The organism is Peribacillus sp. NJ11 (genome assembly GCF_030348405.1).
GTDB lineage: Bacteria > Bacillota > Bacilli > Bacillales > DSM-1321 > Peribacillus.
The window spans coordinates 1-14,209 of the sequence record NZ_JAUCFO010000003.1; the positions used below are offsets into that span (position 1 = coordinate 1).

General features: G+C 36.8%; 11 protein-coding genes. 7 read left to right on the forward strand and 4 right to left on the reverse strand.

What is annotated here, in order from left to right; genetic code table 11:
• Positions 1–447 precede the first annotated feature (447 nt).
• The 5 genes from QUF86_RS27925 (at position 448) to QUF86_RS27940 (ending at position 5,251) form a co-directional block, all read left to right on the forward strand.
• Positions 448–1,386 (forward strand): DMT family transporter, encoded by a 939-nt coding sequence (locus tag QUF86_RS27925; RefSeq protein WP_289336445.1) that lies wholly within the window; start codon positions 448–450, stop codon positions 1,384–1,386.
• Between the two features lie 257 nt (positions 1,387–1,643).
• Positions 1,644–1,706, forward strand: a complete 63-nt coding sequence (locus tag QUF86_RS28830) for a hypothetical protein (protein ID WP_353957725.1) — start codon at positions 1,644–1,646, stop codon at positions 1,704–1,706.
• A gap of 23 nt (positions 1,707–1,729) precedes the next feature.
• Positions 1,730–3,781, forward strand: a complete 2,052-nt coding sequence (gene tkt, locus QUF86_RS27930) for a transketolase (RefSeq protein ID WP_289336446.1) — start codon at positions 1,730–1,732, stop codon at positions 3,779–3,781.
• The gene (gene fsa, locus QUF86_RS27935; RefSeq protein ID WP_289336447.1) at positions 3,778–4,431 is read left to right on the forward strand and encodes a fructose-6-phosphate aldolase; all 654 of its coding nucleotides are present in this window, start codon (positions 3,778–3,780) and stop codon (positions 4,429–4,431) included. Before tkt ends, fsa begins: the two co-directional genes overlap by 4 nt.
• A gap of 661 nt (positions 4,432–5,092) precedes the next feature.
• A complete protein-coding gene (locus tag QUF86_RS27940) occupies positions 5,093–5,251 on the forward strand; it encodes a hypothetical protein (RefSeq protein ID WP_289318507.1) in 159 nt (52 codons plus the stop codon).
• A gap of 603 nt (positions 5,252–5,854) precedes the next feature.
• Here QUF86_RS27940 and QUF86_RS27945 read toward each other — a convergent pair.
• Positions 5,855–7,105: a helix-turn-helix domain-containing protein gene (locus QUF86_RS27945; protein ID WP_289336448.1), complete on the reverse strand. Its 1,251-nt coding sequence runs from the start codon at positions 7,103–7,105 to the stop codon at positions 5,855–5,857.
• Between the two features lie 344 nt (positions 7,106–7,449).
• Here QUF86_RS27945 and QUF86_RS27950 point away from each other — a divergent pair, with 344 nt between their 5' ends.
• Positions 7,450–8,610: a tyrosine-type recombinase/integrase gene (locus tag QUF86_RS27950; protein ID WP_289336449.1), complete on the forward strand. Its 1,161-nt coding sequence runs from the start codon at positions 7,450–7,452 to the stop codon at positions 8,608–8,610.
• 405 nt (positions 8,611–9,015) lie between these two features.
• Here the strand turns inward: QUF86_RS27950 and QUF86_RS27955 are convergent, their stop codons facing one another.
• From QUF86_RS27955 to QUF86_RS27965, 3 genes are all read right to left on the reverse strand, one after another.
• Entirely contained in the window at positions 9,016–9,588 is a 573-nt protein-coding gene (locus tag QUF86_RS27955) for a DJ-1/PfpI family protein (RefSeq protein WP_289336450.1), read from the reverse strand.
• Positions 9,589–9,643: 55 nt separating this feature from the next.
• Positions 9,644–10,357, reverse strand: a complete 714-nt coding sequence (locus QUF86_RS27960; protein ID WP_289336451.1) for an iron-sulfur cluster assembly protein — start codon at positions 10,355–10,357, stop codon at positions 9,644–9,646.
• 74 nt (positions 10,358–10,431) lie between these two features.
• Entirely contained in the window at positions 10,432–11,457 is a 1,026-nt protein-coding gene (locus tag QUF86_RS27965) for an amidohydrolase family protein (RefSeq protein WP_048689574.1), read from the reverse strand.
• Between the two features lie 524 nt (positions 11,458–11,981).
• On the opposite strand from QUF86_RS27965, the gene QUF86_RS27970 reads away from it, so the two are divergent.
• The gene (locus QUF86_RS27970) at positions 11,982–13,997 is read left to right on the forward strand and encodes a sigma-54-dependent Fis family transcriptional regulator (RefSeq protein WP_289336452.1); all 2,016 of its coding nucleotides are present in this window, start codon (positions 11,982–11,984) and stop codon (positions 13,995–13,997) included.
• Positions 13,998–14,209 lie beyond the last annotated feature (212 nt).

Here is a 14,209-nt window from a genome sequence, read left to right on the forward strand (position 1 = left end):
TCAAGTGGTCGTTCGTAAGAATGGATTGGAACCGCTTCATACATTCAACCGTTTCTTGTATGTTGATTAATTTTTAACCTGTATGACTTATTATGAAAATGTCTAAGAACCATATAGTTTCATAGTTTCATCAAACAAATAGATGAACTGAACCTTTGAAGTACTCGTTCATTCTTTTTAGTTGAGAATCTATATATGTTTTTGTAAATCATAACTTCCCCTCACCCTCTGTTATAGACACAGATAGTTAACCTGACCATATTTGTCGCCCTTTGTCAGGAAGCTATTCTGTGTCTTTTTTGTAAGATTGCATGTAGGGATAAAAATAAGGTTGAAAAAGAAGAGAAAATATAAACCTAGACTTTTTGGTTTCACACATTCGATGTGGGAGTTGACCGTATTAGGAGAAGAAAAAACCCAATTTTATTCCAATGATGGTGATGCTTAATGAAAAAAAATATTTACGGCTCATTTCTTGTTTTACTCTCAGCGTCTTGTTTTGGTGTAATGGGTATACTTGCAAAGTATGCTTATGCAGCAGATGTTAGTATAGGTACGCTATTATTCTTCAGATTTTTCTTTGCCGCAATCCTATTTTGGTCCTGGATATTATATAAAAAAACTCCATTTAAGTTACCAATTAAGGAAATTATCACTCTATTTATAATGGGAACAGGCGGCTATGCTCTAATGGCTATTTTCTTGTTCACATCATATTCCTTATTACCTTTATCATTGTCGACAACAGTTTTTTACTTGTATCCTGTTTTTGTTATTATTTTGACGAGCTTTTTGTCTAAACAAGCACTTGAAGTATCCAAACTTGTTGCTATTTTGTTTTTATTAATCGGACTTTATTTTATGCTTGGTGCGGATATAAGCAAACTTAATTTGGTTGGTCTGTTATGCGCATTGGGATGTGCAATATTGTACGCCTTTTATATCGTCCAAACCGAAAAAATACAAAGTTACATGAATACATTCCTCATATCTGCTTACGTTACAAGCTTTGCAACATTAGCGCTATTTATATTTTCGATCTATAGACAAGATTTCACAATAGAAATCAACTCTTCGGGGTGGTTTGCTATATTTGGAATAGCTTTTTTTTCAACTTTTTTAGCTATTCTTACTTTTTCTATTGGAATAAAGTATATAGGAAGTTCAAAGGCTGCACAGTTGAGTATTTTTGAACCGGTCTTCACTTTAATGTTAAGTTCATTTTTACTTCATGATTTTCTTGGTCAAACTCAATTACTAGGAATAACTCTAATGTTAATAGGTATTTTATTTACTAATATCAATTGGCAAAAGGTTCAACCAATAATGAGGAGTCAGAAGTCCATTTCTCAGAATATCAAAACTCGCCGGGATAATTCTATCTAAAGATGAAACGAGCGATTATCATGAATATAATTCTGACCCTATTTTAAGTGGAAATATACGATTGTCGTTTTTTTGTTATTGAATTAGTTAAAACAAAATTGGATAATGAGCGGTTTACACGGAGTGACATTGATCATTATCGGCGGAATTATAGCGGGGTTAATGTCAGTTATGATGCCAGCAATTGCACAACCAATTCCGCGTAGATTACTGGAACGGATGACATCGTATTAGGCCATTTCTGTACGATTGGTTATTTGTTCGAGGGAGGAGTAGCGAATCTCATTGGGGATAAATCAAAAAGTACGGAAGAAGTTTGATTCTTACGAAAAGGAGTGTCAATATGAACACCAAATCTATTTCCGTTGAACAATTAGCTATCCATACGATTCGGACTTTATCCATAGATGCCGTGGAAAAAGCGAAATCAGGGCACCCTGGTATGCCAATGGGGGCTGCGTCGATGGCTTATACACTATGGGCAAAAGTAATGAACCATAACCCGGAAAATCCTCATTGGTTTAATCGAGATCGTTTTGTTTTGTCTGCAGGGCATGGATCAATGCTTTTATACAGTTTATTGCATCTATGCGGATATGACTTGTCCTTGGATGACATCAAACAATTTAGACAATGGGGCAGTAAAACACCAGGACACCCAGAATACGGACATACTCCTGGTGTGGATGCCACAACAGGACCTCTTGGACAAGGTGTTGCAATGGGTGTAGGAATGGCCATGGCAGAAGCACATCTTGCCGCTAAATATAATCAAGAACAGTTTCCAATAATCGATCATTATACCTATGTTATTTGTGGCGATGGGGACTTAATGGAAGGTGTTTCAGCGGAAGCCGCTTCCCTTGCAGGTCACTTGCAATTAGGGAAATTAGTTATGATGTATGATTCAAACAACATTACACTTGATGGCGAATCTGATTTATCTTTTTCGGAAGATGTCGGGAAACGTTTTGAAGCGTATGGCTGGCAAGTCATTCAAGTATCAGATCAAAATGACCTACACACTATTGAATGTGCATTGCTGGAAGCAAAGAAAGAGCTGAAAAAACCAACATTAATTGAAGTAAAAACAACATTAGGGTACGGGAGCCCAAATAAAGGCGGTAAGGGAGGACATCAAGGGACACATGGTTCTCCATTAGGAAAAGAAGAAGTAAAACTTACAAAAGAGTTTTATCAATGGCCTCATGAAGACTTTTTTGTTCCCCAAGAAGTTAGATCACATTACCAGGATATAAAAGAAAAGGGTATCCATTCTAATCGACAGTGGGAATCATTATTTGCTCAATACCAAGAAAAGCATCCGGCACTTGCTGCCAATCTTGAAAAAGACATAAATGGTGAATTAGAGGTCGGTTGGGATGAGGAATTACCAAGTTACGAATTAGGAACAGCGGTTTCCACACGAGTTGCTTCTGGACAAATTCTAAATGCATTAGCCCAGCGAATTCCAAGTTTAGTGGGTGGTTCTGCGGATTTAGAATCGTCTACAATGACCCATTTGAATGGTGAAGGCAGGTTTGCTCCAGGGCAATATGGAGACCGTAACTTATACTTTGGTGTACGAGAATTTGCGATGGGCGCCATCCTAAATGGATTGACATTGCACGGTGGGATAAAGTCATTTGGATCAACATTTTTTATCTTTTCTGATTATCTGCGTCCAGCTATTCGACTAGCTGCTTTAATGAATTTACCCGTTACTTACGTCTTTACTCATGACAGTATTTTTGTCGGCGAAGATGGACCTACTCACGAACCAATTGAACAACTAGCTGCATTACGGGTTATTCCAAACTTAACCGTCCTTCGTCCTGCGGATGCAAATGAAACCTTAGCAGCATGGAGGTACGCAGTGAATAACCAAGCTGGACCGGTAGCTCTGGTTTTAAGTCGTCAAAACATCCCAGTCACAGTGGATTGTGATACGGCATGTAAGCAATTAGAAAAAGGCGCTTATGTGGTGGCTTCAACCAATCAGGAGGTTCCGGAAGTTCAGTTGCTTGCTACAGGTTCGGAAGTAGCGTTAGCTGTACAAGTAAAAGAACAGCTTAGCAAAGAGGGTATCCCTGCACGAGTAGTAAGCATGCCTTCATGGGAGTTATTTGAAAAACAACCACGCGCTTATCAGGAAAGCATTCTTCCCCGCGCTATTAATCTAAATGTAGCGGTGGAACTAGGTTCACCTCAAGGTTGGGCAAATTACGTCGGCCGGGAAGGGTTGATCATTGGAATATCCACGTTCGGTGCATCTGCTCCTGGTAATCATATCGCTAAAGAATTCGGATTTACAATAGAGAATATCGTGCATCAAATTAAAACAGTTTATCCTAAAGATTTACATCCATCTAATGAAATGAGGAAAAAGAAATGAAATTCTTTTTAGATACAGCGAACATAGAAGAAATTAAACGTATTGTAAAACTCGGTTTAGTGAATGGAATCACAACCAATCCTTCCATTATAGCCAAAGAAGGAGCAGATTTTAAAACACGCATTCAAGATATTTGCGCACTTGTAAGTGGACCGGTAAGTGCAGAAGTAATTGGGCTTACGGCAGAAGAAATGATTAATGAAGGCCGTGAGATTGCTTCATGGGCAGAGAATATTGTTGTCAAAATTCCTATGACAGAAGCAGGTTTAGAAGCGACTTATCAGTTGACTAAAGAAGGCATTAAAACAAATGTAACCCTGATCTTTACAGAAGCTCAAGGATTAATGGCAGCAAAAGCAGGAGCGACTTATATTAGCCCGTTCATCGGAAGATTGGATGACATCGGAGCAGATGGTTTAGGACTAGTGAAAAATCTGAAAACAATTTTATCCACTTATCAATATGAAACAGAAATCATTGCCGCAAGTATTCGAAACTTGGATCATCTTGTGCAATCTGCAGTAGCTGGAGCACATATCGCAACCATTCCTGGAAACATCTTGCCATCGTTATGGAGCCACCCACTGACAACGTCTGGAATTGAAACATTTATGAAAGATTGGGGAAAACTTCAGGGAACCCTTAGCTAATCATTATCAACACTCTTGATTAATAAATAATATAAGAAGCAGTCAGGAATGCTTAGATTCCTGACTGCTTCTCCTCCATTACAATTGAATGTAGAAGTAACGACTGTATAGTTATGCATTTATTTGTATATAGTGGTAAGAAGACACGTTGGCAATCAATTTTACTCATACTTGTTGGATCTGCTAGCTACGGTTTGATAGCTAAAAGGGTTTACCATTGGACAAATAATTGGGAGTCAACTATTAGTCGGAGCTGTACTACTATGGGCATTTGCCGCAATTAAGCTTAAATATTTAAAAAGGCTTAAAAACAGTCATCAAAAATTTTCTTGATTCTGTCTAGATTTCATTATGAGGAGTGGGGTGATGGTAAACAACTTATCTTTGCGTAAAATTTCAGTTTTACGCACAAGATGATATGGGGGTTAGGAGATATTGTTGACCTATTAGGTACTCTTGTAAACAAAGGGAATTAAGTTAAGTTAGTAGAAGAGGGCGAATACGCCTTCTTTTTTATATGAAAATTATTTATTAGACTTTTTCTGCATATAATTACTAGAATGGGAAAGATATGATAAAATAGAGGAACAACTGAGGATAGAGTGGGAGGTCACAGTTTCACCTTTGCCATCTAATGATAGATGGGAAGGGAGGTGACCGCATGATACATTTCCTATTGAACATTGTAACAGATATTGGTAAAGACATTATAGTTGCTGTAGCAACCAGTCTCATCATATCTGCGTTCAGTAAGAAAAAGAAAAAGAACCACTCCGCCCTCCAAGATGGAAATGGTTCTTCTTCTGATTCTTCTGATTAAGAGTTATTAGTTGTGACCAACCACTCTTGCTAGTTGTCACCCTCATGTTACCAGCATGGGGGTGTTTTTAGTTTATGTTAATATAAGGATAACATACCCCAATTTTAAAGTAAATATTCATACACTGAAAAGGGGAGCTAAGGAAGCATTGCTTTTGAAACGATAGGTATGATTTTTCAAGGCTGAGATTCGCTCTACAGCGAAATTAACTTCTGTTTAATGGTTAATGGTTCATTCGTTTTAATATAGAAGCTTTAAGAAACACACTTTTTTACGAGATATCCTATTGCATATCTCATAAATCTGCATCTCGGACTTTAAGTTATTTACATAAAGTCTAAGTTCCGATAATAAATTTATTGGAATTCAGAAAATTTGTTTAACTTCAGCAACAGCCAAATAAATAATAATCAAAGAGACCATTTCATGCTCCTTTCCAGGATATGAAATGGTCTCTTTTTTAGTGTATTTCGATGTATGCAAAGAAATAGTTTGTATTCAATAAAAAATTTACTGAGGCCTCTGAGTAGCTCTGAATATAATGAATGGGCAAATGATATTGGATGTATGGTATAAAGACCTCAATCAAATCATTTCTTTAAATCATTTTAGTATGGATGATAGTTTTTGCTCTACCCACTTACTCATACTGATTCCTTCTTGTTCAGCTAACGCTGTTATACTTTCTAATAGCTCAATAGGTAATTCCAAACTAGTTTTTCTATAAGAACTTCGTAAAATCAGGTGACCCTCTTCATTGTAGATGTCTCCTTTTATTAAAAATGGCAGGATATCAGCTGCAAAGAAACTCTTTGTCGTTAATGGTCTATCCCCTGCCCGGATGAAGAGTACTACCGTTTGATCCTGTTCCCTCAATCTCATGTTTTCCATTCCCCATGTTTCATATAAATAGTCCAGGAATGGATAAAATACAACGGCATCCTTCGGAATTTCTAGCTGTACATAGCCTTTATACTCCAAAGTGGATTGATGAATGGGATAGACCGGCTTTAACTGATACTCCCTTATCCCTTCTTCAAATGACAACCATTTTTGAATATTGGCTAAGTAAAAAAACCATTCATTGTCCTTGTTCCGTATAACACGTGCTTCAGGAACCTTGCTTGAATGAAATTTCTGAAATAAGACAATATCGTGACTAGGATAATAATACTCAAATCGTTTTGGGCGTTGAGATTCAGCTGGTTTCAGTAATCCGGCGGCTTCCTCATATGCTGTTTCTGATATGACATAGATTGTCCTCTCATCACCATAAGGGACAGCCTCAGCTTTTATTGATCCATCTTGGATATACTTATAAATACTTTGAACAGATAATCCCAATTTCTTTGCAACATCATTTGGGCTCATACCTGTAGGTAAAGCTTGCTTTTCATACACTAATCGATCCACTTCCGCTTTTTCATAACGTGCCTCTTTATGTAATCGATGTGGGTCCAGAATTTTAATGATTTTCTTCTGCTTTCCATAATGGTAGACAGTTGCCTTGGATACTCCTAATAAATCAGCTACTTCTTTTTGTGTATACCATTCCACTTTATTCCCCTCCCATCCTTCTTGATTATCCGTTACTGTTATTGGAAGATCCCGCCGGTTCCCATTTGTCAATTCCTCATGATACAAGACTGCTTCCGCTTGGCCAAATATTACACGATATTGGAGACGTGGGTGTTCGATCACTTCCAAGATCACGCCTTCTTTTTTTTCAAATTGTTTAAAGTAGTAAAAACTCTCTGGGTCTTCTTCTTCCGTACATGTTTGGAGAACATAAACCGTTTCCCCCATTTCATAAGTTGCAGTCTGCGTGTTTTTTTCATGGTTTAGTTTATTCATTATTTGTCTATTCACCTTTTATCTTTTATTGTTATATATCTATCTACCTCAGGATTAACTATTAATTTCATCTATCTATCATAATATATAATATTGATTTAAATAAGTATAAATATAAATTACTCTTCTATAACCATTATAGATTTAATATTTGAATCCGACAATATTATTATAATTATAGAATCTAATTATAGACGAATTTCAGGTGACATAAATAAATGGTAGATTTATTTAGGTTTTCCATAATTAATTAACTCTTGTTGTTTGATATAATCAAATAAGTAACTATAAAAAAGAAAAATAATAAATATATACTTTATATTATTGGTAGGTGGATTATAAAAGTGAGGGATACAGGTATGCATGAACTGATAGATAAAACGAAAGAGATTCAGAGCAGCGCATGGAAAAAAAGTCTTTCAGACATTTCGATCCACACGTTACAAGAACGATTAGATACGACAGAAAAGAATGGACATCATCCTTTTTCTGATTTTAGCGATGTAGACATGCTTCAGTGGTTTCTTCAACGACGAGAACATTTAAATCGGCAACATGAAAAGGCAACCCGCACCGTCCAAGCCTATGAGCGGGAACTTCTTCAATTTATTGAACAAATGCTCACTTATTCGGTGGAAATCAATGTAGACTTGGAAAAAGTTGTGGGCAGTTCCCTCCTTAAATCTTTATCTACCCGGCACATTCGAAGATATCAGGAATGGTTATCAGAAAAAAGCCCCTATGTCGTAACAAAAGGAGCGTATTCCGTTTCCACATTATCCAGAAAGACAACCATCATTAAGAGTTTTTTGAAATTCCTGTTCGAATCAGGCTATATCACGGAACCCATTCATGAAGGGTTCTTTAAGATCAATATTCGTAAAGATGATCGGCCGAACCGTGATTTGGGACCAAAGGAAGTCATTCATCTACTTGATTACTTCAGGGAAATCAACCACCCCATCGTTTTTTCGATCATTCATATCCTCACGATGACAGGCATGCGCAATGAAGAGTTTACAAGACTCCGAGTCAAGGATCTTCAATACGATTCCATTACCAGCACGTATTTTTTAGAGGTACTAGGTAAAGGAAATAAAAGAAGGCAAATCCCACTGAAAGAAAAAGGAATGAATAGCATTCGCATGTTCCGTTCAGCTAGAGGGCTCGACGATATAGATGCAGCAGAAGGAGAAGACCCGCTCTTTACGACCAATACCGGCCGTGCCTACTCTCCCTCATATTTGTCTCAATACATAACAAAAGCCATTAAGGAGAGTGGATTGCCTTTTTTGAAGTTTCGTTCCTCTTCCATTGGTCCTCATACTTTCAGGCATGCTTTTGCCATCATTTCTCACTTAAATGGAGTGGATGTTTATCAGATTATGAAGAGTCTGGGCCACGAGCAGCTCTCCACTACAGAAATTTATTTGGAGAAGGTTTTTGAAAAAGAACGCCATGCGATTCATTTGTGGAAATCAGATGTGTTCGGGGAGTATATATAATAGAAGAAAGTCGTCATAATTAGAGAAGGTTTTGCTAAATTTTGGGCTCAATTGAATGGCGCTCTCTTAAAAGATCCATTTCGAAAATGGTTTAAAGATTGAAGATATGAAAAATTGTCCAGATTAAAAAAAGATATTTCTCCTCATATCTGTATGTTCAAAACAAAATAGGATTTCTATTATGTCATTTTTTAATATATACTCACTAAGGAATTTGAGCCATGGTAATTTTATCAATGAAAAACTTCTTGAACATCTAATAACCAGTTAATAAAATGAATGATAATGATAAATTCAAAAAGATAAAAAGGATTGCCAGTGGCAACCCTTTTTTCTCAATATTAGTATTCTTACTCATATTAGCTTGAAAATAATGGAGGAAATGTTTCAGTCCTTTTGACTTATTTAAACAGAAGCTTCTTTTTTAACATTTAGCACTTTAAAGAATTCTTTCATAAAACCTGGGAGATCTGGCCAAGCATGCCCTGACACGATATTGCCATCAACATGAAGCATTTCTTCCACGTATATAGCTCCTGCAGCTTCTATTTCGGGTCTACATGCCGTATAAGCTGTCATCTCCCTGCCCTTTATATATTCTCTTATCGTTGTTAATACCAGTTGTCCGTGACAGATAACTCCAAGTGGTTTATTTTCTTTTAAAAAATGGGCGGTTATATCTTGTACTTTTTTATTCATACGAATATATTCAGGAGCACGGCCCCCAGGAATAATAAGTGCGTCATAATCAGTAGGTTCAATCTCATCAACCGAGGCATGAGATTCAATTTTATATCCCCATTTCTCTGTAAACGTTTCCATTTCAGGCAAAAAATCATGAACAACTGTCTGGAGACTTTTTTTCACAGGTGAGGCAATTGTGCAATTAATATTTTCTTCGATACATCTATAATATGGATAAAATACTTCCAATGCCTCTACAGCGTCACCAGTTATAATAAGAACGTTTTTACTCATTTTTCATCACATTCCTTTTCTGAAATTTTTTTAAAATTCATAAGCATCCTTAAAATTATATTTTCATCAATGTACTTTCATCAGCGGAAGGCAAATTATATCGAGCCTCTAATAAACCGCGACAATAATGAGCATTAAACTCCATATTCATTCGTGATCCTTTGGCACCTCGCAGATAATCTGCAAACCCTTCTTCAGTTATCTCTTTATCTTCAGGAGTTGTTATGGCTAATAGATTTAAGTGATTCGACGTTTTTTTCTTTTCCAGGTATTTTTCTCTAAGTAACTTCCCTTCTACAGATAAAGGCAGTTCATATAGCTCTTGGAGAGATAAACTGATGATTTCTTTCTTTGACATGCCATTTTGAAGTAAATATCTTATAAGTTTCTCTTGCCTTGCATAGAAAGCTTTTATCTGGAAAGCCTTACGTAATTCATCAAGATCTCCATCAGATAAACCCCTAAAGGATTCGCTAAAGGATTTACCTGAAGTTGCTCCTTGGTTGATTTCATCCGAAGCACAGTGATCTAATAAAGTTACTTTAACTTCATTTACCCAGTCTAATTCAGCCACATACTTCAGTATATCTTCGGCCATGATATATGCGAAGTTAGGTGAACACCAGTAAGTTGGTAATCGAAAAACTACTTCGACATCGTTTTCTTTTATTACCGTGTGATCGATAAATCCTAATTCAGTTAAAGGCTGATCCAATTCTGGATCATAAACTTTATCAAGCATGCTATAAACCTGTTTTTCTTTGTTCATAAAGTTCGATGCACCTCTCTTTTTCAATGATTGATACAAAACTTTAACACGACTCAACAATCTATTGATTGAGATTAAACCATTATATGTGAAGCTAATTCGCACTTTTGCAACTTCGCTTTTTGAGCCTCGATATCAATATTATAGAGTCTGGCTGCATTACCACCTAAAATTTTCTTTTTTACATTCAAATCAAAAGTTACGCCTGTCTCCTGTTGGATATCTTCAGGAAGCTCAAAATCTACGAATTTTTCGATAAGCCATTTTGGTTCCCATATTCCATAATCACTCCCGAAAAGGATGCGATCCTCATCCAGCCAGTACAATAACTCACTTATGATTTCTGCAAAATAACGAGGACGTTGATGGATAAGTGATATGGCTACAGCTAATCCCCCGTATACATTTTTCTCTTGTGTTGCAATCCAACAAAAATCTTCCAGTCTAGGCAACCCAACATGCTCTACGATAAAATTCAGTTCTGGAAAAGTACTTGCAGCATCATCAACGTCAGCTACATCAAAAGCGTCGCGATTAAGCGGTGTGACCGTTGGACCTTTATGGATATGAATATTTTTTATTCCCAGATCAAGGCATTTTTGCAGATAACGCTGAGACCACGGATCAGACAGCTTATACCCTTTAGAATCGCCATACCAATCAGCAGTATAAAGTTTTATACCTTGCCAACCGTATTTCAATTTCATCGCTTCTAGATTTTCTAACCCGCGCTCACCATGTCGAGGATCAAGCGTCCCATTACATATAAAACGATTTGGATATTTTTTTGAAAGGGCATCATTCACATCAAAATCTCCAAACCCGTTTTTGTAAAACTCCTTAAGATATACCGGTTGAAAAATAGCCATATCAGCATATCCTTTTACAATGACATCCTGTACCAACGTTTCCGAGCCATATTTCTCGAATTTTTCCCTTGGCCAAAAATATTCTTCAGGACTCAAGTTTTTATGATAATCATAGAAACAACTAATAAACTGTTCTCCATGTATGTTTAGCTGGTTTTCCTTGCTTCCATCCCAAATTGCCACATGAGAATCAATAACAAAAATTTCTTCCCCGCTTTTCGTTTTATACAACATTATCACCCCTTCAAGTTTCGCCTTTCTCTTTACTTCATTGCAAATACTGTGCCAAAACTTCCTTCTTTACTATCAAAAATTATTAAAGGTTTCTTTAATACAAGCAAGAGTGCCTCTATTCCGATATTTATCAGGCTCTATATAATTGGAAATTTGGAATGATAACTATAGATTTAAATAAAAATATTGAAAGTTCTGTATTTTTAATTCTAATGATATATGGTGCATAAAGCGACACTGTATCTAAAAGTGACGATCGTAATTAAGCAAAGTGCGACACACCTAACTTATAAGTTTGATTAAATATAGAATAGTAGATTATATTTGAGAGTGGGACAGCATAGAGGAGATTAACAATATTGATAATTCAGATAATTGGTATATAATATGTGTAACTATATTTCCAACGTGATAGAGAACTTTTTATTATCAATCACTTAAAAATATTGTAAGCGTTTACTGAAAGGTCAGGGTGATTTCAGAAACATGGCACGTACTTACATTAAAAGGAAGGTACCGGTATGAAGAACCCATATATTTCGTTGGATATTTCCTCTTCACCGAAGACTGAAAAAGATAGAATCGAAAGAGCCTGGGAGAATTTTATATCAGGCCAAAATTTAGTATCTGAAGTGAGATCCTTAACTTATCAATCTTGGGAGCGCTCTATTCGTCATGGAGTACACCCCACCAAAGGGAGAGCCCCACTGGTTCTGTCACAAGATGAAATACAAGAATATCAAACAACCCACACGTTCTTTTCTATTTCAGAATCCCTTCTACCAAAACTTAAAGAATCAGCAATAGATTCAGGTCACTTAATTGTGATTTGTAATCATAAAGGAGAATTATTATATCTAGATGGAGATGCCTCTCTCAAAAGGAAAGCCGAAAATATGAATTTTACAGCAGGGACTTCATGGTCAGAGAGCTATGTAGGGACAAATGCTATGGGCACTTCTTTGGCTACAGGAGTCCCCATGCAAGTCTTCGCGGGAGAACATTTTTGCCAACCTGTTCACAATTGGGTATGCTCAGCCTCGCCGATTAAAGATCCTGCAACACAAAAGGTTCTTGGAGCGGTCAACTTAACGGGTATTTGGGACGTGGTACATCCCCTCTCTCTATCCGCTGTTGTTTCTATCACTCAAACAATCGAAGAAAAGCTCCAAAGCCAGCTCAAATTTGAGCACTTTTTGCTACTTGAACATTATATTGAAACAACTCGTAAAACCCCCAGTAAAATAGTGGCTGTGCTCGATCGTGGACATCAAGTCATCAAAGCCTCCACCCAATGGTATGACAAAGGTTGGATTGATTACAATAACCGATTAATAATTTCGTTATCAGATTGCAGTGGCACAGAAGGCATGAAAGACGGCTGGATTTTTGAGTCAGTCCCTTTCTATAATCAAGGATTCCCTATTGGTTTTATGATACATGCGATTTCAAAAGTCAAACCTTTGAATAAAACGAGATTTAGTACAAAGTACTCCTTCATAAATATGATTGGGAAATCTCCAGAATTCCAATCTGTTATCGATGAGGCGCATACAATGGCCAATCTGGATTTACCCGTTTTAATTGAGGGAGAGAGCGGTACTGGCAAAGAGTTATTCGCCCAATCCATACACGCTTATAGCCATCGATCTGAAGCTGCTTTTGTAGCTGTTAATTGCGGGGCAATTCCAAAAGAACTCGCAGCAAGCGAATTATTCGGTTATGAGGAAGGCACATTTACAGGAAGTATAAAAGGTGGCCGTGCCGGAAAATTCCAACAGGCTGAAGGAGGAACAATTTTTTTAGATGAAGTTGGCGAGATGCCACTAGATATACAGACCATGTTTTTGCGCGTGCTTGAAGAAGGAGAAATTGTGCGAATGGGTGGAAGAGAACCGATAAAATTAAATGTACGGGTAATTGCGGCAACAAATTGTAATTTAAAAAAAGCCTGCGAGGAAGGCACTTTTCGTAAAGACCTTTACTACAGGCTTAATATCCTTTCCTTGCAAGTCCCCCCACTGCGCGAAAGAACAGGGGATGTCCCCTTACTATTAAATCATTTTTTGACAAAAACCTGTGAAGAAATTAGGAGACCACCACTTAAAATAGGCGACCAAGACTTGTTTGTCTTAGAGCAGTATGAATGGCCTGGGAATGTACGTGAATTAAGGAATTTTGCCTACAAAGTGGCCATAAAGGCAAATGGCAATGTAATCACAAACAGTGATTTCCCAAAAGAAATCGGACTATCTAAAAGGATAATAAATTATTCAGCGACAGATCATTCACATCAAAAATTGAATAATAAAGAACAGCCATTAATACTTACTAATCCATCCTCATCCCACGAAGAATCAGTGAATTATCCAACCTCTTTAAAGCAGCAAGAATTGCATATGATTCTTATGGTACTTAATGAGGCAAATGGCAATGTTACAGCGGCTGCTAAAAAACTAGGCATTCATAGAAGCACAATTTATAGAAAGCTCGGGCGGAATACTAAAAATGAAGGTTTATCTAATAACAATGGATAATGAAAAGCCTGGATATCCTTTCTTGATTTCAGTGTGTTTATTGGGAAAATTATAAGTTCTGCCGTTTTTATTCCTTATTTCACAAATGATCTGATAATTAAAAATTATCAGTATAGTTAACACTATTTCTTAAAGGGAAAAAATTATATATATTTTCTGAAGTAAATGATGAACTGTAGAATTTCCACTTCAAAGAGCACCATGATACTGAA

What these genes read in the sequence shown, in the direction of transcription:
- QUF86_RS27945 (WP_289336448.1), bottom strand. Translation starts at nt 7,105, where the DNA reads ATGAATAAACTAAACCATGAAAAAAACACGCAGACTGCAACTTATGAA.
- tkt (WP_289336446.1), top strand. Translation starts at nt 1,730, where the DNA reads ATGAACACCAAATCTATTTCCGTTGAACAATTAGCTATCCATACGATT.
- QUF86_RS27940 (WP_289318507.1), top strand. Translation starts at nt 5,093, where the DNA reads ATGATACATTTCCTATTGAACATTGTAACAGATATTGGTAAAGACATT.
- QUF86_RS27955 (WP_289336450.1), bottom strand. Translation starts at nt 9,588, where the DNA reads ATGAGTAAAAACGTTCTTATTATAACTGGTGACGCTGTAGAGGCATTG.
- QUF86_RS27925 (WP_289336445.1), top strand. Translation starts at nt 448, where the DNA reads ATGAAAAAAAATATTTACGGCTCATTTCTTGTTTTACTCTCAGCGTCT.
- QUF86_RS27970 (WP_289336452.1), top strand. Translation starts at nt 11,982, where the DNA reads ATGAAGAACCCATATATTTCGTTGGATATTTCCTCTTCACCGAAGACT.
- QUF86_RS27960 (WP_289336451.1), bottom strand. Translation starts at nt 10,357, where the DNA reads ATGAACAAAGAAAAACAGGTTTATAGCATGCTTGATAAAGTTTATGAT.
- fsa (WP_289336447.1), top strand. Translation starts at nt 3,778, where the DNA reads ATGAAATTCTTTTTAGATACAGCGAACATAGAAGAAATTAAACGTATT.